The sequence below is a fragment of the Streptomyces sp. NPDC012474 genome, from assembly GCF_042955185.1.
Classification (GTDB): Bacteria; Actinomycetota; Actinomycetes; order Streptomycetales; family Streptomycetaceae; genus Streptomyces; species Streptomyces cahuitamycinicus.
The window spans coordinates 71,588-91,241 of record NZ_JBIBEP010000002.1 but is presented as its reverse complement, the minus strand read 5'-3'; the positions used below and the strand labels follow the sequence as shown (position 1 = coordinate 91,241).

The 19,654-nt window shown below is 66.7% G+C and carries 17 protein-coding genes and 4 pseudogenes; 15 read left to right on the top strand and 6 right to left on the bottom strand.

Going from position 1 to position 19,654, the window contains the following annotated elements; genetic code table 11:
- The first annotated feature begins 224 nt into the window (after positions 1-224).
- From ACFY9S_RS05195 to ACFY9S_RS05180, 4 genes and pseudogenes are all read left to right on the top strand, one after another.
- Entirely contained in the window at positions 225-416 is a 192-nt protein-coding gene (locus tag ACFY9S_RS05195; protein WP_391123180.1) for a hypothetical protein, read from the top strand.
- Positions 417-442: 26 nt separating this feature from the next.
- On the top strand, positions 443-1,918 hold the full coding sequence (locus ACFY9S_RS05190; protein WP_391123177.1) for an N-6 DNA methylase: 1,476 nt from the start codon (positions 443-445) through the stop codon (positions 1,916-1,918).
- Positions 1,918-3,198, top strand: a complete 1,281-nt coding sequence (locus ACFY9S_RS05185) for a hypothetical protein (RefSeq protein WP_391123174.1) — start codon at positions 1,918-1,920, stop codon at positions 3,196-3,198. Before ACFY9S_RS05190 ends, ACFY9S_RS05185 begins: the two co-directional genes overlap by 1 nt.
- A 6-nt stretch (positions 3,199-3,204) precedes the next feature.
- Positions 3,205-4,415: pseudogene (locus ACFY9S_RS05180) on the top strand (pyridoxal phosphate-dependent aminotransferase).
- Between the two features lie 245 nt (positions 4,416-4,660).
- On the opposite strand, the gene ACFY9S_RS05175 reads toward ACFY9S_RS05180, so the two are convergent.
- Together ACFY9S_RS05175 and ACFY9S_RS05170 are read right to left on the bottom strand one after the other, a co-directional pair.
- Positions 4,661-4,963 (bottom strand): hypothetical protein, encoded by a 303-nt coding sequence (locus ACFY9S_RS05175; protein WP_391124216.1) that lies wholly within the window; start codon positions 4,961-4,963, stop codon positions 4,661-4,663.
- Positions 4,964-4,986: 23 nt separating this feature from the next.
- Positions 4,987-5,448 (bottom strand): annotated as a pseudogene (locus ACFY9S_RS05170) (transcriptional regulator); the annotation flags it as partial.
- Between the two features lie 120 nt (positions 5,449-5,568).
- Between ACFY9S_RS05170 and ACFY9S_RS05165 the strand changes: the two are divergent.
- The 5 genes and pseudogenes from ACFY9S_RS05165 to ACFY9S_RS05145 all read left to right on the top strand — a co-directional run.
- Positions 5,569-6,192: an ATP-binding protein gene (locus ACFY9S_RS05165; protein WP_391123171.1), complete on the top strand. Its 624-nt coding sequence runs from the start codon at positions 5,569-5,571 to the stop codon at positions 6,190-6,192.
- Between the two features lie 44 nt (positions 6,193-6,236).
- Entirely contained in the window at positions 6,237-6,509 is a 273-nt protein-coding gene (locus ACFY9S_RS05160; protein ID WP_364802959.1) for a hypothetical protein, read from the top strand.
- 146 nt (positions 6,510-6,655) lie between these two features.
- Positions 6,656-6,823: a hypothetical protein gene (locus ACFY9S_RS05155; RefSeq protein WP_364802956.1), complete on the top strand. Its 168-nt coding sequence runs from the start codon at positions 6,656-6,658 to the stop codon at positions 6,821-6,823.
- A gap of 86 nt (positions 6,824-6,909) precedes the next feature.
- A pseudogene (locus ACFY9S_RS05150) lies at positions 6,910-8,108 on the top strand (JmjC domain-containing protein).
- Positions 8,042-8,890 (top strand): annotated as a pseudogene (locus ACFY9S_RS05145) (aldo/keto reductase); the annotation flags it as partial. The pseudogenes ACFY9S_RS05150 and ACFY9S_RS05145, both read left to right, overlap by 67 nt.
- On the opposite strand, the gene ACFY9S_RS05140 reads toward ACFY9S_RS05145, so the two are convergent.
- On the bottom strand, positions 8,879-9,739 hold the full coding sequence (locus tag ACFY9S_RS05140; RefSeq protein WP_391123168.1) for a hypothetical protein: 861 nt from the start codon (positions 9,737-9,739) through the stop codon (positions 8,879-8,881). The pseudogene ACFY9S_RS05145 and the gene ACFY9S_RS05140 sit on opposite strands and share 12 nt — an antisense overlap.
- Positions 9,740-9,897: 158 nt before the next feature.
- Here ACFY9S_RS05140 and ACFY9S_RS05135 point away from each other — a divergent pair, with 158 nt between their 5' ends.
- Together ACFY9S_RS05135 and ACFY9S_RS05130 are read left to right on the top strand one after the other, a co-directional pair.
- Positions 9,898-10,572: an HAD-IA family hydrolase gene (locus ACFY9S_RS05135; protein ID WP_391123165.1), complete on the top strand. Its 675-nt coding sequence runs from the start codon at positions 9,898-9,900 to the stop codon at positions 10,570-10,572.
- The gene (locus ACFY9S_RS05130; protein WP_391123162.1) at positions 10,569-11,426 is read left to right on the top strand and encodes a DUF1932 domain-containing protein; all 858 of its coding nucleotides are present in this window, start codon (positions 10,569-10,571) and stop codon (positions 11,424-11,426) included. Before ACFY9S_RS05135 ends, ACFY9S_RS05130 begins: the two co-directional genes overlap by 4 nt.
- A gap of 38 nt (positions 11,427-11,464) precedes the next feature.
- Here the strand turns inward: ACFY9S_RS05130 and ACFY9S_RS05125 are convergent, their stop codons facing one another.
- Together ACFY9S_RS05125 and ACFY9S_RS05120 are read right to left on the bottom strand one after the other, a co-directional pair.
- Positions 11,465-12,025: a guanylate kinase gene (locus ACFY9S_RS05125; RefSeq protein ID WP_391123159.1), complete on the bottom strand. Its 561-nt coding sequence runs from the start codon at positions 12,023-12,025 to the stop codon at positions 11,465-11,467.
- Positions 12,022-13,062: an AAA family ATPase gene (locus ACFY9S_RS05120; RefSeq protein ID WP_391123156.1), complete on the bottom strand. Its 1,041-nt coding sequence runs from the start codon at positions 13,060-13,062 to the stop codon at positions 12,022-12,024. The genes ACFY9S_RS05125 and ACFY9S_RS05120 overlap by 4 nt, the downstream gene beginning before the upstream one ends.
- A gap of 136 nt (positions 13,063-13,198) precedes the next feature.
- On the opposite strand from ACFY9S_RS05120, the gene ACFY9S_RS05115 reads away from it, so the two are divergent.
- From ACFY9S_RS05115 to ACFY9S_RS05100, 4 genes are all read left to right on the top strand, one after another.
- The gene (locus ACFY9S_RS05115; RefSeq protein ID WP_051735578.1) at positions 13,199-13,471 is read left to right on the top strand and encodes a hypothetical protein; all 273 of its coding nucleotides are present in this window, start codon (positions 13,199-13,201) and stop codon (positions 13,469-13,471) included.
- A gap of 246 nt (positions 13,472-13,717) precedes the next feature.
- Positions 13,718-15,136, top strand: coding sequence for a hypothetical protein (locus ACFY9S_RS05110; protein ID WP_391123153.1), 1,419 nt, complete (start codon positions 13,718-13,720; stop codon positions 15,134-15,136).
- A 43-nt stretch (positions 15,137-15,179) separates the two neighbouring features.
- Complete coding sequence (locus tag ACFY9S_RS05105) at positions 15,180-15,854, top strand: methyltransferase domain-containing protein (RefSeq protein ID WP_391123150.1); 675 nt, start codon at positions 15,180-15,182, stop codon at positions 15,852-15,854.
- 20 nt (positions 15,855-15,874) lie between these two features.
- Positions 15,875-16,798 carry a glycosyltransferase gene (locus tag ACFY9S_RS05100; RefSeq protein ID WP_391123147.1) on the top strand — a complete coding sequence of 308 codons (924 nt, stop codon included), beginning with the start codon at positions 15,875-15,877 and terminating at the stop codon, positions 16,796-16,798.
- A gap of 64 nt (positions 16,799-16,862) precedes the next feature.
- Here the strand turns inward: ACFY9S_RS05100 and ACFY9S_RS05095 are convergent, their stop codons facing one another.
- On the bottom strand, positions 16,863-19,493 hold the full coding sequence (locus ACFY9S_RS05095) for a valine--tRNA ligase (protein WP_391123144.1): 2,631 nt from the start codon (positions 19,491-19,493) through the stop codon (positions 16,863-16,865).
- Between the last annotated feature and the right edge of the window lie 161 nt (positions 19,494-19,654).

Here is a 19,654-nt window from a genome sequence, read left to right as displayed (position 1 = left end):
AGTTGAGGGCCCAGACGCACCCTGTTGTCGACTTGCTGTCTCAAATCCCAAACGACGTGCACTCGACTGAAGTGCTTGAACTCTAGGCGCGCGCATAGAGAAATCCCAAACGGCGTGCACCCAGCGGCGCATGACCTACGTCTTCTACTGTCCTTCCTGAAGCCAGGGATCACCGGCTCACTCGTCCGCCGGGAGATCCCCCGACCTCAGGAAGGAACCACGTCGTGCAGCTGAGGCTGATGTACGTGATCATCGCGGTCCTCGTGGCGCTTGTCGCCGCTCTGGTCGGCAGCGGTGTGACCGTCGTCGAGGGAGGGCGTCCCACGGCGGCCTTCAAGACTGGAGCATTGACCTTCGCCGGCTCCCTGACGCTCCTTATGGTGGTCATGGGGGCCCTGGGGGTGGTGGGCTCGTGAGCGACATGAGTGCCCTTGGAGGACACATGCAGGCCGAGAGTGCCTCCTCGCTCGACGAGGTGCTCGCGAAGATGCGCCGACACCGCATGCATCTCTCGCGGCTGATGAACGCTCACGACGCGACCCGCCTCGTCCTCGGGCTGCTGTACCTGAGCCGGAAAGCGCACGCCGAGCCCGGCACCGGCGTACCGACATGGTCGTGGTTGATGGGGCAGCCGGCAGAGCGCGGCTCGGGAATCCGCGCTGCCGTGAGCAAGTGTCTGAGCCACTGGCTTCCCCCAACCGACGAACAGGGCGCTGACGCGGGCACGAGGAGCCTGATGCCCGTTCCGCCCTCTGGTTCCGAAGGACACCTGCACGCTCTCGTCCAGGCCATCGGTTCCATCCAGCGGGTCGGGCCCCTGCTCGACCAGTGCCTCCGTGACCTCTCGGCGGACCAGGCTGAGGGCAGCCACTACTTCACGCCGGATGACATGGCGCGTCTCATGGTCGGTGCGGCCGTTCCCCGTGACAGGCACAGAGTGCTGGACCCGGTCTGCGGTTCAGGAGGACTGCTCGTCGAGAGTCACCGCTACGTCCGCAAAAGCGTCGGGCTGGACCCGACCATGTCCTTGCAGGGAAAGGAGCAGCACGCCCACACCTCACAGGTGGCCCGCATGAACTTCGCGGTACGTGGGATCACGGCTCACGTCTTCCCGCCCGGGGACAGCCTCGCGGAGCCCGAACCCGAACCCCACGACATCATCCTGGCCAACCTTCCCTTCAACCAGCGCGACTGGGCACCGGAGGACAAGTCGGAGGAGGGCGCCCGCCGGTCGCCTCCTCCGGTCCCGGTCGATCCCCGGTGGCCGGAGGAGCCTCCGTCCCGAGGGTCCGCCAACTCCGCGTGGATTCAGCACATCGCGCACGCGCTGGCTCCCGCCGGACGTGCCGTCTTCCTGATGGCCGACAGCGTGGCCAACAGCAGACAGCCTGTCACCCGAAGGCTCCGCGAACGCCTCCTGCGTGACGATCTCGTCGAGTGCGTAATCGCTCTGCCACCTCGCGTGTTCGGTCACTCCAAAGCCCCCGCCTGTCTGTGGGTGCTCAACAAGGACAAGAGCGCGCGCCCCGGCTGGGGTGTCCAGAACCGCCGCCGGCAGGTGCTTTTCATCAACGCACGGCGAGCCTTCGAACCGGTACCGAATTCGAGAGCGCGGAGGCTGGGAGAGAAGAACACGGCATCGGTCCTGACCACCCTGGCGGCCTGGCGTGGCCTCTCCGAGAACGGTGCTGCGGCCTCGCCGTACAACGACGCAGTCGGCTGGTCCCGAAGCTGCTCCACCAAGGAGATCGCCGACCGGGAGTCCAGCCTGATGCCGACCTCGTACGCCGTGGAGCCTCTCGGCCCAGAGCGGGACACACGGAGCCGGGTCGAGCAGCTCAAGCTCGAACTGACCGATCAGTTCGAGCAGATGCGCGCCCTGGAGCTCCGACTGCTGGACGCCTTGGAGGAGATCTGATGGAAGCCAATGCCGACCAGGTCGCCTCGGGTAAAGCGGATTGGCAGACGACCTCCATCAAACACGAGCGGATCCACGGGCGCATCTACACCACTTCCGGTTTCCTCGACGACGCGGCTGCCGATCAGACTGCAGGAGTCGTCAGCTCGACGTTCGTCCAGAACGGCAGGATCCTCTCGCCCAGGGCCAATGAGTGTCGGCCCGGTGAATCCCCGCCCAGCCGGGCAACCCTCAAGGAGGGCGACCTGGCCGTCGTACTCGTCCGACGGGTGGGCGATTCCGCCCTGGTCACCGCCGAGCACGCGGGATGCACAGCGACCAGGTCAATCGGCATCATTCGCGCTGAGCCGCACATAGTGCGGTGGCTGCGTATCTGGCTACAGACACCGACGGCGAAGGCTCGCATCGACGAGGACGTGACGGCACATGTCGAGCCCACCATCAGCCTCGACACGCTCCACCGCATGCTGTTTCCGCTGCCTCCGACAGACGTCATCAACGCGTACCACCGGGCCTTCGGCCTCATCGAGGAGATGACCGCCCTCTACCAGGAGACCGCCAGCAAGGCGGTGGAACTGGCCGACGCCCTCCATGACGACTGGGCGGCGACGATTCCGCCGTGGGAGACACGACCGCTCGCGAAGGTCGCAAAGTCGAAGACGGGCAAAGGTTCCGAACGCTCGCTTCCCCCGTTGCCCTCAAAATCCACCACCGACGTCATCGATGTAGCCGCTCCTAAAGATCTCTACGACCTACCCGTGCCCCATGTCCAGAGGTTCCGTCTGAGCAGTCCAGCGAACGACGGCGAGGCACATCCTCCCGGCACCTTGCTGCTGAGCACCCGTTCCGACGGTGCACACATCGTTGTGCTGAGCCAACCAGCAACACCGCTCAGAGGCGTAGTCGCCATACGACCTGGTGAGGACGAGGACCGTTGGTGGCTGCTCCATGAACTCAGGAGCAGGAGCAGCGACATCGCGCGGCTGGCGCAGGGCCAGAACGGGCGAGAAATCTCGGCCGGCGCCCTCAAGCGCCTGGAGGTCACCTGGCCTGACCGGTTCACGCGCATCGATTTCCACGCGATGGCCGATCCCCTTCACGCCGCGGCGCGACTCCTGGTCGCCAAGATCGCGACGCTGCACACCCTGCGGGACGCGCTCCTGCACGACATCTCAGCGAAGGCCGGTGTCCTCCGGGAACCGACAGCCGAGCCGGAAGAGCAGAGCACTCCTGCTCCCGCCCATCGCGGGCCCGCACCACGGAGGCATGACCGGCGATGAGTCAGGATGGTCCCCGGAGAGTCGACAAGAACCCGCGAGAGAACGCTGAGACATGACGCCAGGCCGCTGCTGAACCGAAGGCTGGACGGACTCGGGACGACGATCTTCGCGGAAATGTCGGCGCTGGCGACCGCGACGGGCGCGATCAACCTGGGCCAGGGCTTCCCGGACACCGACGGCCCCGAGGAGATCCGCGAGGCCGCAGTCCGCGCTCTGCGGGAGGGCTAGGGCAACCAGTATCCGCCCGGCCCCGGCATCCCGGAACTGCGTGCCGCGATCTCTGACCACCAGCAGCGCTTTTACGACGTCTCCTTCGACCCCGACACCGAGGTCCTGGTCACCGCCGGCGCCACCGAGGCCATCGCCGCCACCATGCTGGCGCTGCTGGAGCCGGACGACGAGGTCATCGCCTTCGAGCCCTTCTACGACTCCTACGCGGCCTGCATCGCGATGGCCGGCGCGAAGCGCGTACCGCTCACCCTGCGTGCCCCGTCCTTCCGCCCGGACCTCGACGAGCTGCGCGCCAAGATCACCCCGCAGACCCGCCTCCTGCTCCTCAACACCCCTCACAACCCGACCGGGATGGTCCTCACCGCCGACGAACAGAGCGCCATCGCCGCACTCGCCATCGAGCACGATCTGCTCGTCGTCACCGACGAGGTGTACGAGCACCTGGTCTTCGAGGGCACGCACCGACCCATCGCGGCCCTGCCCGGCATGCGCGAACGCACGGTCACCATCGGCTCCGTCGGCAAGACCTTCTCCTTCACCGGATGGAAGGTTGGCTGGGTCACGGCGAACGGCCCGCTCGTCTCCGCCGTCCGGACTGCAAAGCAGTACCTGACGTACATCAGCGCGGGCCCGTTCCAGTACGCGATCGCCGAGGCATTGCGCCTGCCGGACTCGTACTTTGAAGACTTCCGCGCCGACCTCCGCCGCAAGCGCGACCTGCTCGGCGACGGCCTGCGCGCGGCCGGGTTCGAGGTCTACCAGCCCCAGGGCACGTACTTCATCACCACCGACATCACGCCCTTCGGGGAGAAGGACGCCTATGCCTTCTGCCGCGTGCTTCCCGAAAGGTGCGGAGTCGTCGCCATCCCCACTCCGTGTTCTACGACGACCCGGACGCCGGCCGCAGCCAGGTTCGGTTCACCTTCTGCAAGAGGGACGACGTTCTCCGCGAGGCCATCGGCCGCCTGCAACAACTGGCGTCCTGAACTCCCGGCCCCTTCGTCCCGAATCAGGTTCAATCAAGATCGGCACCAGGTGGTTTGCTGTTTTGCCTGGTCAGGGCGCGGGGTGCCGTGGTCTGGCGGGTTGGCTCCCAGGCGGCCCCCAGTATGGGACGTCGCCGGGGGCATGCCTCAGCCAACGGTTTGCCCCCTTGATCGCGACGTTCTGGCCAGAGGACATGAACTTGTCGCGGCTCTGCTGCCCCTGCACGGCACAGACGAAAAAGCCGTTACTGGTAGTCGTTTCCTCCAACGCCCAGCCCAAAGAACCGCTCGAAGAACTGTGTCAATGTTTCGATCACACGCTTCTTCTTGTCGCTGTGGCCGCCATCGCGACTGAAACGAGAGACGGGGGGCAGGATCTTCGTAATCTCCGTACCAGTCGTACGGACCTGCCCGTCACGGAACGCGGCCGTGATGAACGCCCGCGTCTGCTCGGGCTTGAGTTTTTGCTCCTCGATGATCGCCGCGAGTTCAGTATCTCGCTTCGCCTCCACGTACGCCTGCCACTGTTCATCGACAGCGCCGTTCACAGACAGCGAGTTCACGAAGTCTTCAACAAGGTCGCGACCTGATCCCCGCCCAAGGCCGAGGCGAAGGCGGATGGTGCGTCCAGCCAGCTTGCCGCAAGGCCCGTCAGGGCGGCGCCGGTGATGGTGAGAAAGCCCCGGCGATCCATGCGGCCACTCCCGACGAGTTCGGACAACGCCTCAACGGTACCGGCCTCGGTCCACGGGGCGGTGAGTCCCGTGACCTCCCAAACCGGAAGCCATCGGGGCCAACCTTCCCTCCGCGCCTGCTCGTACGGGACGCGCAGGAGGTCGGCGAGTACGTGCTGGGCGTCGGCGTCCGGCTCCTGTCCCTGTTCCCACTTCCATACGGTGGTTCGGTTGGTTGCGAGCGGGATTCCGAGTGACCTCCCGTGCGCCTGCATGAGTCGGGCGAACTCGGCCTTCCCCCACCCGCGCGTCTGGGGGAGGAAGCTCAGCGGGTGGACTGCCAACGGCTCACCAGGCATGTCATCGCTCCCGTCATCCCCTCGCGGCGTAGTGGGGAGGCTACTTCGCGTGGCCGCGTACGGGGAGGGCGTCCCCATGAGGAACCCCCTAGAAACGTTCCGCCTTGCTGGCTACGGCCGTTGACTGAGTATCAGCCGTCCACGGAGCCCGAGCAGGGCGACCACTACCGCAACGGTTCTCAGATCGGCGGCTCCGCCCCTGCTTCCCCGTCGGGGACGGAGCCGCTCTCCAACTCCTTGGAGGCGTCCGCCATGCCCACGCTCGTCCATCGGTTCGTCCTCGCGGGTGAGGAAAGGGAAGTGTCCCTCGCCCGGCGCACGGTCGTCGACAAGGTGCGTGCGTGGGGTGTGCCGTTGGACGACGAGACGGCTGACGCTATCCGTCTTGTCGCCTCTGAGCTCATCACCAACGCCGTGGTCCACGGGGGAGGGCCCGTCACCGTAGCGCTGTACCACCGCTCTGGTCGCCTGGTGATCGAGGTCCTTGACGCCAATCCCTCTGCCCCACAGGCGAGTTGTGCCCATGCCGACGCCGAGAGCGGGCGTGGCCTGGCGCTGGTCGAGGTTCTCGCTTCGCGGTGTGCCTGGGAGCCTGTCGGCCGGGGGAAGCGCGTATGGGCGGAGATCGCGCTGCCCAAGGCGGCGCCCGCCATCCGAGCAGCCGTTCTGCGCAGGTTATTCGTGCTACGGCCGAAGCAGGGCGTGGAAGCCGAGCCTGAGTCGCTCTCCCTGGCGGTCGCGTAATGGGGCGGCACGCTTTACGAGCGAATCCGCTTCCTGATCCCGATGTGGTCTTCCGGCCCACCCGCCGCGACATCGACCCCGTCACCAGAGAGCCCACTGACCACGCGCTATGGGATCGCCACGAATGGCAGGCGCGCGGCGAGTGCTGGCTGTGGTGCGGACGTGACGACGTCGAGGTGACGTGGATCGGACCCGTCCGGTCGAGCGGCATGCACGCAGCCCTCTACGCCTGTCGCGCGTGTCTGTACGAACTGGACCAGCGCGTTCTGGAGATCAATATGCGCGAGGACGCCGACGGTCTGCCGATTCACCGCTGACCTGCCCTGTCCGTGGCGCCGGACTGCAGCTCATCGCGCGCCCAATGACCGCCGCCCCACGGCACCCCCTCCTCCCACGGCCGTGGGGCGGCCATCGACCTCCCGTCGGAATCCCAGCGGGAGAACCGAAAAGGAAGGAGTACGAGGTGACAGAGCCCACGACACCGCCTCCGGCCCGGAGGAGCCTCCTGGTGGCGGTGAAGGAGCTGACCGCCGTCCACGACCGCTACGACAGCCTCCGGTCGGACAACCAGGGCAGTTCCGGCGACTCGCCGTGGCCGGGCGGCGACGGCAACCTGCACGACAGCGAGTAGGCACCAAGCGGTGAGGGCCGGCGTGGTCGGCCGCGCTGGCCCTCACTGTGTCCCGCATCAGTGCTCGAACCCATGGAGGACGCACGATGGAACACCGGTTGATCAGCGCCATCGAGGCAGCGCTCGGATGGAGTGGAGCCGAGGAACTCGGCAAGGACTTCGTACGCGGGAGCATGGACGACCCCGCACTCGTCTCCCGCATCATGACCCCGAACCGCCTGCTTGACGTAGCGATGCGCAGGAGCCTGAACCGCCCGCAGTTCCGGTGCTTCCAGAAGGGCGAGGAGGTCCATCCGGCCATCTACTACACCGACAGCGTCAGCCCCCGCGGCCAGAGCATCTCCATGGTCAACATGCGCAGCCTGGGCAGGCTCCTGGGCGAAGGCGCGACGGTGATCATGGATCAGGCCAACGTCTTCGATCCGACGATGGAGGTCGCCTGCCGGGCCCTGCAGTGGTGGTCCCGCGAGCGAGTTCAGGTCAACGCGTACCTGACGACGAACGACGCCTCCGGCTTCCCCCTGCACTGGGACGACCACGATGTCGTCATCGTCCAGCTGGCCGGTGAGAGAAGGAGTGGGAGGTCCGCGCGACCTCCCGCGCGGTACCGATGTACCGGGACGCCGACCCCAACATCACTCCGAGCGACGAGATCATCTGGTCCGGCCTGACGCGGACCGGCGACGTCATGCACATTCCGCGGGGCCACTGGCACCAGGCGACACGGACCGGTAGCGGCTCCGGCAAGAGCCTTCACGTCACGTTCGGCATCACCAAGCGCACAGGGGCGAGCTGGCTCGCGTGGCTGGCCGACTGGTGCCGTGAGCGCGAGATCTTCCGCCACGACCTCGACCGGCGGCACGGAACCGGCAGCGAAGCCCTGACCGAGGCCGCCGCCCAGCTGATCAGCGAGCGCCCGCCGGCCGACTTCTTCGACGCATACGAGCAGGCGACGAGCCTGCCCCGGCACGTGCCGTTCCTCGACATACTCGGGCCGCTCGACGCCGTGGTGTGCACCACCCATTTCCCGCCCCAGATTCAGGAGCACGGAGAGACCGTCGACATCGTGGCCTCAGGGAAGAAGTTCACCCTCGCGGCCAAGGCACTGCCCGCTCTGCGTCTGCTGCTGAGCGGCAGGCCGGTAGAGCTGGAACAGGCCGCGGCCGTCGCCGGGGCCGAAGTGACGGAGGTTGCTGAGATCCTGGTGAAGGAGGAGCTGTGCGCGGTGCTGACCCCCGAGTTGTTCTCGGGCTACACCGGTCTCGTCACGAACGCCGTCTCCTGACCGGGGCGTTGGACCTCGGCGTCACGGCGCTCGACACCAGCAGCAACTACCTCGGCTTCCGTTCGCATGAGGTCCTGGCGCGGACGGCCGGTGACCTGCTGCCGAAGTTTACGGTCTCCACCAAGATCGGCTATTTCCCGGAGCCGGACGGGGCGGAGCATTCCCTGGACCCTGTACGTCTGCACGCGGCCGTGGAACAGGCCGCCGAGGACCTCGGGCGGGAGCCGGGCCTGGTGTTCCTGCACAACCCGGAGCACTCGCTCTGCGCAGCCGCCCCTCACAACCAGGACGCGCTGGTACAGGCGTGCGCCACTCTCGACGCGGCCGTGGCCAAGGGACTCTGCGCCGCCTGGGGCGTCGCGTCCTGGGACCCGTCACCGCTGCTGAGCCTGATCGACACGACCGTACCGAGGCCGGCGGTTCTCATGGTCCGCGTCGGTTTGTTGGTCGGAGCCAGAACGCTGGACGCTGCAGATGCCCTCACCGAGGCGTGGGGCTTGGACGGCGGCAGGGTGTGGGGGATGAGCCCTTTCGGAGGCAGTACCGGAACTCCGGTGTGGGACAGGTTCGACCCACGCGTCTTCCTCCAGGACGGCAGCCGACTCTCCCGCGTACAGGCAGCGTTCAGAGCTGCCTACCACCTCCCGCGGGTCGGCACCGTCGCCGTGGGCACCGATGAGCCGGCCCATCTCGGCGAACTCGTCGGCGCCCTGGCGGGTGGGGTCGACGAGCGGACCGTCCAGGAATACCGGAGTCTCCTCCGAGACCTCTCACGCGCTCAGCCCGGCCTGAAGCTCCTCGATGACCTGCTCAGCCATGCGCCGGGCGGGTTCCAGCCGAGGGTCCTCCGGGTGCGCGTACGGCCCGAGGATCTTCGAACAGGCGAACAACGTCATCAACTTGCCGTCCCGGCTCTCGAAGTCTGACCGGCGCTCGCGCCTCACACGATCGGCCAGAGCCGGGACCGCAAGAGAACTCGCCCACAGGGAAGACGAATCCAGCCCCAGCGGCGCGCTTCCCCAGTCCTCCCAGTCGAAGAGGCTGAACGTTGGAGCCGTCATGTTGGCCCAGTTCAGGTCAGCGTGGGCCGGCACCCACCGCTCCAAGGATGTATCGAAGTCGCCGGAGAAGACCCCGCGGATGGACTCGGTGACGAGGGCCTGTGTGATGGTGTCCGGTGTGGCGATCCGCCTGGTGGCCTGTGCCGACAGAGCGTCCAACGAGGCGTTCAACGCCTCCCACCAGTCGTCCGTCAGCTCCGGGGCCTCACTCAAGATGGCGCTTCCGACGGGAGCCCCCGGCAGGAGGCCGGTTTCGTCGGCCCGCCACATCGCCGGCTCGTCCGTGTCCCGCCAGACCACACATCCGTGCCACTCAGGCTGGGCGATGCCCTCTAGACGTGCGGCACTTTCGGTGCCGTTCCATCCCTGATCGGGGATCTTCTCGAGCGAGCGCCGCTCGATCCGCACCCAGGTGTCGCGGACCGTCCTGGCTCCCACGGATCGGCGTTTGCGCACCACCGTGTCCGGGAGCAAGTGCACCTGCAGAGATCGCTCGACGCGACTAAGAACCTCGTCCACCTGCTGCACTCGTAGATCAACAGCCTGACCCGTGGAGACCGAGAGCGTCATGGGGGCGACCGTAGCAGTGGAGCGGTCGGAAGTGCCCGTCGCCGAGGCACGAGCGGTAGGGCCAGCTACTTCAGAACCGGCTGTATCTGCCCTCCGCCAAGGCCGCGGCCCCTCTCACTCTCCGTGAGAGCAGACCGCCGCGCATTAGGCTGCGGGATGTGCAGCGCCTCTTCGTTCTCTTCGACCTCGATAACACCCTCGTGGATCGACGGGGAACGCTCGTTGACTGGGCCGCCCAGTTCACCAGGCGGCTCGGTCTGGAGGATGAGGAACAGGCGCGCGTCCTGGACATGGTGGCCGATCGGGCCCATCCATCAACCTTTGACGCGATCCGTACCCGGTACCGGCTGCCCATGTCGGCTCCGGAGCTGTGGCGCGCGTACTGCACCGACATGGCGGCCATGGTGACGTGCCCGGCCGAGGTCCTCGACGGCTTGGACGAGCTGCGTGCAGCCGGCTGGCGAGTGGGGGTGGCGACCAACGGCGCGGTGGACATCCAGCGCGCCAAGCTGCGGGCTGCCGGTATCGCCGAGCGTGTGGACGGTGTCTTCGTCTCTGGGGAGGTCGATGCACGCAAGCCGCAGACCCGGCACTTCGCCCTGGCCGCGGCCCGCTGCGGCACCGAGCTGGGCGACGGCGGCTGGATGGTCGGCGACAACCCCGTCAACGACATCGGCGGCGGACGCACCGCAGGGCTGAGCACTATCTGGATCGGCAACGACCGCTCCTGGCCGCTCGCCGATGCCAGGCCGGACCACGTGGTGCCGCATGCCCGCGCCGCCATCGACCTGCTGCTTCTGCACTCCGCCGGTCACACGAGGACCACGACATGACGTACACCATCGGGCTGCTGCACCCCGGCAGCATGGGCTCCGCTTTCGGCGCCCAGCTGCGCGCCCGGGGACACATCGTGCTGTGGTGCCCCGACGGACGAAGTGACACAACCTGCCGCCGGGCTGAGCGCGCGGGCCTCGCAGCCGAGGCGCTGCCCGAGCTTGTCTCCCGCTCTGACGTGCTGCTTTCCCTGTGTCCGCCTGCCGCAGCGGAGGAAACTGCCGCTCAGGTGGCTGAGCTCGGCATCGCCGGCGCGGGCACGATCTACGTCGAAGCGAACGCCGTCGCGCCGATGCGCGTGCAGTGTATCGCTGACCGCTTGGCCCCGATGCCGGTCATCGACGCTGCTGTCGTCGGATCCCCTCCGGCGGGCGGTAAGTATCCGACGCTCTACCTGTCCGGCCCCGGCAAGCAAGCCGACCGGATCGCCGAACTCTTCGCCGGTACCGATGTGCGGCCTCACGTCCTGGGCGACAGCATCGGGAAAGCCTCCGCACTCAAGCTCGCATACTCCAGCTACCAAAAGGTCTCCCGCGTGCTGGCCGCCGTCGCGTACGGGGCGGCGGACTCGTACGGTGTCGCGGACGAGCTACTGGAGATCGCGGCCAAGCGCACCCGCAGTTACCTTGTGGAGACCGACTACATCTCCAAGACCGCTGCCCGAGCCTGGCGTTGGGGTCCAGAGCTTGAGGACGCGGCGGCACTGTTCGCTGATGCCGGGTTGCCCGACGAACTCATGCGTGCCGCTGCCGCGACCCTCGCCCGGTGGGACGGCAACAGAGACGAGCAGCTGGATATCGCCGAGGCTTTGGAAGCCCTGCGCGTCGAGGGGGGCCTGAACAACCCGAGTTGAGCGGGTGGCGTCCGGCTGGGTCGCTGACGTCTTGGCCGTCAGGAGCGAGGTGACGTGGTGCGGACTATGGCGTCGACCCCCTGTGCGGCTTCACCTGGTGCCATCGCATCCGTGTCCACGCGCAGTTCCCACTGAGCCCGCGGGTGATCCGCAAGATCGGCCCGAGTGGCATCCCAAGCGGCCAGCCGAGCCGCCGTGTCGGTGTCCCCACGCTGCGGTGAGCGTCGGGCGGTGGTCTCCTTGGAGCACCACAACAGAACGCGCACCCAATGCGCCGGGAAAAGGGCGGTCACCTGCTCCATCCCCGCCATCTGACCGAGGTGAACGACGGGCGTCCTGCCGCCCTCCATGGCCTCGTCGAGGCCGGGGCGGTCGACGACGTAGACGTTGCCGTACCGGCCGTTGCGGTAGATGACGTCGCCGCGTGCTTCCAGGTCAGCCAGCTGCTCCGGTGTGCCCATTCGGTAGCCCTGGGTCTTCCCGGTCCCGATCTTCAGACGGGTGAACGGTACGTACCGCTCGTCGAGTTTGGTCAGTGCTGCCGTGATCGTGTCCTTGCCTGCCGCCGGCGGCCCGTACAGCAGGATGCCCTGCCTCACTGGAACACCGTGCCGAAGACCTGGCGCACCTGGTCCGTGAGCGATATCGCGGCGCCGAGCCGGTTGTCGACGACCAAGTGCGGTACGACGGGCCGCAGTTCGGGGTCGACTCCGGCGGCGTACGTGTCCCAGTTCTGGAGTTTCCAGCTGTCCCGGGCGGCGGACCGGAAGGTGATGTACTCGTGCATCGTGTCCAGGTCGCACTGAATCCAGACGACGGCCACGGTGACGCCGCGCGCTTCGCAGCGGTTGATCAGGCGGCCCATCCACCGAGGGTCGGTGCTCTCGGAGATGAACGGCGCACTCAGGACCGTGCTGATTGCGCAGTCGACGTTCGCGTACGCGGTCTCCAGCAGGCACTGGTACTCCAGCGGGCGAACCTTCTCCCGGTAGAGGTCGGTGTGCCGGTCATTGGGGTCACTCCCCATCTCTATGAGGAGGCGCTCGACGAGGGGACGCGTGATCGGATCCTTGTCGAGGACGGGCCAACCGGTGAGCTGGGATATGAAGCGGGCGAACTCCGATTTCCCGCTGCCGGCGTGCCCGCCGACCATCAGCAGTGTCGGCTTGTTCGGGTCGCCGCCGGTGTGACGGCGTTTCCAGGCGTCGAGGATCCGCTGCTGTACGCCCTGCCCGTCGGCTTCCTCCGTACCCGGCGAGAGCTGGAGCAACGCGCGCTCCACGGCCAGCACGTGGGCCCCGTTGTGCGGCTCGTTCGGCGCGGTGAACTTGAGCTTTCTGGCCTCGTCGGGCAGCGCATTGCGGAAGCCGAGTTCGGGCTCGGTCGCGCGATACAAAAGGCAGTACGCGCGACGGTAGTGCGGCCCGGGATAGATCTCACCCTGCTCGTGCTGCCACAGCGTCTGGAAGTTGGCGGCTGGCACCGCGAGACCGGCGGCCCGCGCCACCTCACGCAGCTGCTCGCCCGCGCCCTCCAGCGTCAAGCCGTGGGCTTCGCGTTGCTGCCTCAACCTGTCCGGGCGCCAGCCCGGCCGACTCTTCCCCACCGTGCCTACCGCCTGCCCATCTCTGGTCATGATCCGGAGCCTAGGTCAGCCTCTCATGAGCGCGTGTGTAAGCGGATGTTGAAAAGTCAGACCAACAAACCATGAGCCGATGATGAGCAGCTCCGGCAACGGCTCGTGATACTCCGAGCGCGTCCGGACCGCTGTCATGGTCACACCGACGCGGTCGTCGAATACCCGCCTCGGTCTCCAGTATCCGTACGAGATCGAAGAGGGCTCCGCGATGGCTGTCGAAGTTGCTGTCCTGCTGATCCTCGGCATCGTGATCGTCTTCTCATGCCGTGGCGGCGGGCTCAAAGCGGGTCACGCCGTGGTGTGTACGGTCTTCGGCCTCTACCTCGCCGGCACCCACAGCGTCGGACCGTTCGTGCAGGACGTCACGGCGTCCCTCGCAAAGTTCCTGTCGGGGCTGAGGCTGTGAGCACGCTGCCTGTGTCCCTGAGGGCAGTGGCACAGGACAGGATCCTCGGGCTCGTGGCGGCCAAGCCGCCCTACGTCGTCGATCCGGACATGGAGTCATCGCCAACTCGGCAGTCGGTGCAGCCACAGGAACCCCAAGTCGTCATCCCCTGAGGAGCAGCTCCGGAGCAGCCGGGGCAGCAGGCAGAGAATTTCCAGCCGTTGAGCTCGGGCCAGTTACGCATCACGCAATTCAGCCCCTACTGGTGTGCGCCCAAAAGCGGCCACAGCATCCATCCAATTCGACCAGCAGGAAGGTGTTCCCGTGATACCCATGCATCATCTCATCGTGGTCGGTTTCGATGAGATCGTCGCCAATAAATACCTGCCGTGCATTCGCGATGCCATCAAGTCCGGCTACATCGACTCCTATTCCATCATCGACCTGGAGTCGCAGCGGACGGAAATCGACAGGCGCATACAGGCGGCGAGTGTGAAGCCGCGCGGAGTCGTCTACCTGCCGGATTCCGGCGACCGCGTACGGGAGACACCGCAAGAGCTCATTGCGGCCGCCGTTCAACGCCTGCGAGTACCCGGCGTACCGACGAAGGTGTACATCGCCACGGAGGTACGGGCTCACGAGGCATACCTCCGGTTCTGCGTGGAGAACCACATCAGTTCGCTGGTCGAGAAGCCCGTACTGGCTCCGGTCGTCGACGGCCGGTTCAAGCCGTCGTACATCACGAAGACCATGGAGGAGCTCATCGGTGTTGCTGCCGACTCCCCCGCGGAGCACTCGGTGATGACGCTGAGCCGGTACCACCAGATCTACAACGAGAAGGTCGTTGCGTCGCTTAGGGAGCGGATGGAGCGGTGGGAAGCGCCCCTGACTTCCTTTCATCTCCGGGCCGCCGGCGGTGTGTGGAACCTCCAGCGGGAGTTCGAGAGCCGCGGTGATCACCCGTACAAGTACGGCTACGGGATGATGATGCACGGCGCGTACCACTACGTGGATCTCGCGACCCAGATCCTGTCGCTCAACGCGGAAGTGTTCCCCGAACGCCAACTCAAGCTGGAAGTCAGCTCCTTCGGTGCCTTTCCGATCGACCAATACCAGCGCATCTCGCAGCCGATCGCCAGCGGGTTCCAGGACGGTGTTGCGCGGTGGTCGGCGGACTCGGATGAGGGCTTCCGATTCGGCGAGACCGATGTGACCTCCGCGTTCCGCCTCGTGGATGCGGCGACGGGGAGGACCATCTCGCTCGGGACCTTGTCCTTCGAGCAGACCACCCCCTCCATCCGGAGCTGGGGCGAACTCCCGGACAGCCTCTACAACGTCAACGGCCGCACGTCGAGCGTCGATCTGGAGGCCCAGCTCTCGACGCTGTTCTCCACTCACGTCCACTGCTACGACATCCCCCGCGGCGTCAGCGCGGACGGGATCGACGCCTTCGCCCGCGTCACCACACGCGCCAACGCCGCGCTTCTCCCCGACGAGCAGTACGTGTCGGAGGAGTCGTTCGATGGGCTGTTCCACAGCGACAGCAACCGCCAGCTGATGGAGCACTGGCTGCGCGGCTCCGAGCGGCGCAGCTCCCTTGCGAGCCATCTGCGGCCCATGCAGGTCACCGAGGCCTTCGCCTCGTCGGTGCTCACCCCGGGACGCCTGGTGGCGGTGCCCTTCTAGGCACCGGCTGCTCCAAACCAACCAGGTCACAGAGGAGTTACCCATGAATCAGCCAGTTTCGAGGGCATCCGTGCATGCCTTCTACGCGGACGCGATCCTGCGCGGCCGGAACACCGCGGAGAACCTCCAGGCCGCCACCTCGGAGCGGTTCAACACGCTCCTGGAATCCATCGGAGACGGGACCCCACGTACCGCGCTGGATCTGGGGTACGGGGCTGGCACCTACACGATCGCCTTAGCGCGCGCAGGATTCCGAGTCGTAGCCGTCGATCAGATCCCCAGCAACTCGCTTCTTCAGCGGATCGACGACGGAAGTGATTGGGCCCACCGGATCGAAGCACGGGAATGCCTCGCCGAACACTTCGCCTTCGATGAGAACTTCGGAGTCGTCGTCGCCAAGGACGTCCTGCATTACCTCGCGAGACGTGACGTCGAGTCCCTCCTCACCAGCGCGATCGCTCACGCGCGCGGGGCGAACTACCACTACCTCGAAGTCTTCACGGGGATCACCCGCAGGTCCGCGGACGGCCGACTGCTGCGTATCGAAGGGGAGGCCGACTACTCACCGGACGCCTTCCGACAGGTCATCGAGCGGATCTACGATGGCTGGGACCTCACGGTGCTGTTGTCCGAGCACGCCGAACAGGACAGCCGAACCGGACGCAACTGCTTCGAGGCGACCCGGGCCACCGTCATCGCCACCAACCGGACAGCCTGATCATGGACAGGGAGAATGCCGTGAAGTCGAGCATGCCCGAGGGGATCAGCTTCGTCATCCCCTGCTTCAACTCGGGGGGCTACCTCCTGGAGGCCGTCGAGTCCTTGATCCAGCAGCCCCACACGTTCCCGTACGAAGTCGTGATCGTTGATGACGGCTCCGACGACCAGCCCACGCTTCGTGCCGGCGCGCAGTGCGCTGAGCGCGCCGGGGTCCGTATCGTTCGCCAGGGGCACAGCGGGCACCATGCCGCCAGGAACGCCGGCATCAATGCCGCGTCCTTCGCGTACGTGATGCAGCTCGACGCCGACGACCGGCTCGCCACTGAACCCGAGCTGCTGAAGGCCGGCAGCTACCCGGACCGAGCCGTCAAGCTCCTCAAGACCCACCAACACGTGGCCTTCGTCCACACCATGTCCCGGATGATCGGCGACTTCGACGGGCTCACCATTTCCTCCTACCCGTGCCGCGAAGAACTGGTCCTGCGCAAGCACCACGTCCCCACGTCGATCCTCTACCGCCGCGACGACGCCATTCACGGCGGTCTCTACGACCCGCACGTACGGAAGTGGGGAGACTGGGCGTTCGCCGTGAACCTCCTCGCCGGACGATTCCGCAGAGGCGAGGCCAACCACATCGTGTGCATCGCCGGCCCGCTGCACGAATACCGGGTCCACTCGCGCACACGACGGGTCTCCAACGCCGAGATCTCCGAGTTCGACATGACCCTGCTGGTGGTAGAGAAGAACCTCGACCTGTTCCAGCACCACTTCAACCGCGATGACCCGGCCGAGGACCTCACGCGCCTCGTCCTCGCCTCGAAGCCGTCCCGGCTCGTCGACCTGATCCGGATGGCCGAGTTCGACCTCGAACAGGCCCTAAAGGTCGCCTGCCAGCGGCAGTTCTCGCTGTCGAGCCCCTTCGAGGGCTTGGGAATTCCGTAGCAGTGCCCAACGTATGAAGGAAGCCCCGGACGATCGTCCGGGGCTTCCTTCACTGCTCTGGCTACTACGCCGGCGGCAGGTTGCTGATCTGGTTCTGCAGCCGGACGATGTCCCCTTCGGCCTTCGCGAGACGGGTCCGAATCTTCTCGACCACGTTGTCCGGCGCCTTCGCCAAGAACGCCTCGTTGCCGAGCTTGGCCTCCGCCTGGGCCTTCTCCTTCTCCGCCGAAGCCAAGTCCTTGGCCAGCCGCTTACGCTCGGCCGCGACGTCGATCGTGCCGGACAGGTCAAGCGCGACCGTGGCGCCGGCGACCGGCAAGGTCGCCGTGGCGCTGAAACCGTCACCCTCCGGCTGGAGGCGGAGCAGCTGACGGATGGCGGCCTCGTGGGCGGCAAGCTGCGTACCCGACAGGTCCAGGCGCGCCGGGACCTTCTGGCCGGGCTGCAGCCCCTGGTCCGAGCGGAAGCGCCGCACCTCGGTGATCACCTGCTGGAGGCTCTCGATCTCAGCCTCGGCCGCGGCATCCCGGAACCCGCTGTCCGTCGGCCAGTCAGCGATCACGACAGACTCACGGCCGGTGAGCGTGGTCCACAGCGTCTCCGTCACGAACGGAACGATCGGGTGCAGCAGGCGCAGCGTCACGTCCAGGACCTCGCCCAGGACGCGTGCCGAGACCTTGGCCGCGTCGCCTCCGGCCATGAACGTCGTCTTGGACAGCTCGACATACCAGTCGAAGACCTCGTCCCACGCGAAGTGGTACAGGGCATCGGCGAGCTTCGCGAACTGGTAGTCGTCGTAGTACGCGTCCGCCTCGGCCACGACGGTGTTCAGTCGGGACAGGATCCAGCGGTCCGTGGCCGACAGCTGCTCGGCCGGGGGCAGCTCGCCCTCGACTGTGGCGCCGTTCATCAGCGCGAACCGCGTCGCGTTCCAGATCTTGTTGGCGAAGTTCCGGGACGCCTGGACCCAGTCCTCGCCGATCGGCACGTCGGTACCGGGGTTGGCGCCCCGCGCGAGCGTGAACCGCAGGGCGTCGGAGCCGTACTTGTCCATCCAGTCCAGCGGATTGACGGTGTTGCCGAACGACTTCGACATCTTCTTGCCGTGCTCGTCACGGACCATGCCGTGGAACGCGATGGTGTGGAAGGGGATCTCGCCGTCCATCGCGTACAGGCCGAACATCATCATCCGGGCGACCCAGAAGAACATCAGGTCGTAGCCGGTGACCATGGCCGAGTTCGGATAGAACTTGGCCAGGTCCGCGGTCTTCTCGGGCCAGCCCAGCGTGGAGAAGGGCCACAGGCCGGACGAGAACCAGGTGTCGAGGACGTCGGTGTCCTGCTCCCAGCCCTCGCCGCTCGGCGGCTGCTCGTCGGGGCCGACGCACACGGTCTCGCCGTTCGGACCGTGCCAGACGGGGATCCGATGGCCCCACCACAACTGCCGTGAGATGCACCAGTCGTTGAGGTTGTCGACCCAGTCGAAGTAACGCTGCGACAGGTCGGCGGGGTGGATGTCCACCCGGCCGTCGCGGACCGCGTCACCGGCGGCCTTGGCGAGCGTCTCGACCTTCACCCACCACTGCAGGGACAGGCGCGGTTCAAGGGTCGTCTTGCAGCGCGAGCAGTGGCCCACCGAGTGGACGTACGGCCGCTTCTCCGCGACGATCCGGCCGTCGGCGCGCAGCGCGGCGACGATCGCGGAACGCGCCTCGAAGCGGTCAAGCCCCTCGAAGGGCCCGTGGGCGGTGATGACACCGCGCTCGTCCATGACGGTCAGCGACTCCAGGCCGTGCCTCTGGCCGATGGCAAAGTCGTTGGGGTCATGGGCGGGCGTGACCTTGACGGCACCGGTGCCGAACTCCGGGTCGACGTGAGTGTCGGCGACGACCGGAATCGTGCGGCCTGTCAGCGGCAGCGCGATGCGCCGGCCGACAAGGTGCTTGTAGCGCTCGTCGTCCGGGTGAACGGCGACGGCGGTGTCACCGAGCATGGTCTCCGCACGCGTGGTGGCGACGACGACCGTGTCGTCCCCCTCGCCGTACTTGATGGAGACGAGCTCGCCGTCGTCGTCCTGGTAGTCGACCTCGATGTCCGAGATCGCCGTCAAGCAGCGCGGGCACCAGTTGATGATGCGCTCGGCGCGGTAGATCAGGCCGTCGTCGAACATCTTCTTGAAGACGGTCTGGACGGCACGGGACAGGCCCTCGTCCATGGTGAAGCGGTCGCGGCTCCAGGCGACGCCGTTGCCCAGGCGTCGCATCTGCCCGGCGATCTGACCGCCGGACTCGGCCTTCCACTGCCAGACCCGCTCGACGAACGCCTCACGTCCCAGGTCGTGGCGGGACTTGCCTTCCTTGGCGAGCTCCCGCTCGACGACGTTCTGCGTCGCGATTCCGGCGTGGTCCATGCCGGGCTGCCACAGCGTCTCGTAGCCCTGCATCCGCTTACGGCGGGTGAGGGCGTCGATCAGCGTGTGCTCGAAGGCGTGGCCCAGGTGGAGGGAGCCGGTGACGTTGGGCGGCGGGATGACGATGGTGTACGCGGGCTTGTCGCTCTTCGCGTCAGCCTCGAAGTAACCGCGCTCTACCCAGCGCTCGTACAGCGTCCCCTCTACCTCGGCCGGCGTGTACTGGGTCGGCAGTTCGGGGGCGCTGTTCGGCCCGCTTGCGGGGCGCTGAGTGTTGTCGGTCACGATGGCCATTCTATGGGCCCGGCGTCCCTACACTTGCCTGGCTTTTCGCCTCAAGATCGACGAAGGGCAGGGCATGTAAAAGGCCGCACGGATGCGATTCAAGTGTGACCAAGAACACTCCCGTACGGCCACTCTCAGCTTACCGCCTTCGGAGCCAGCCT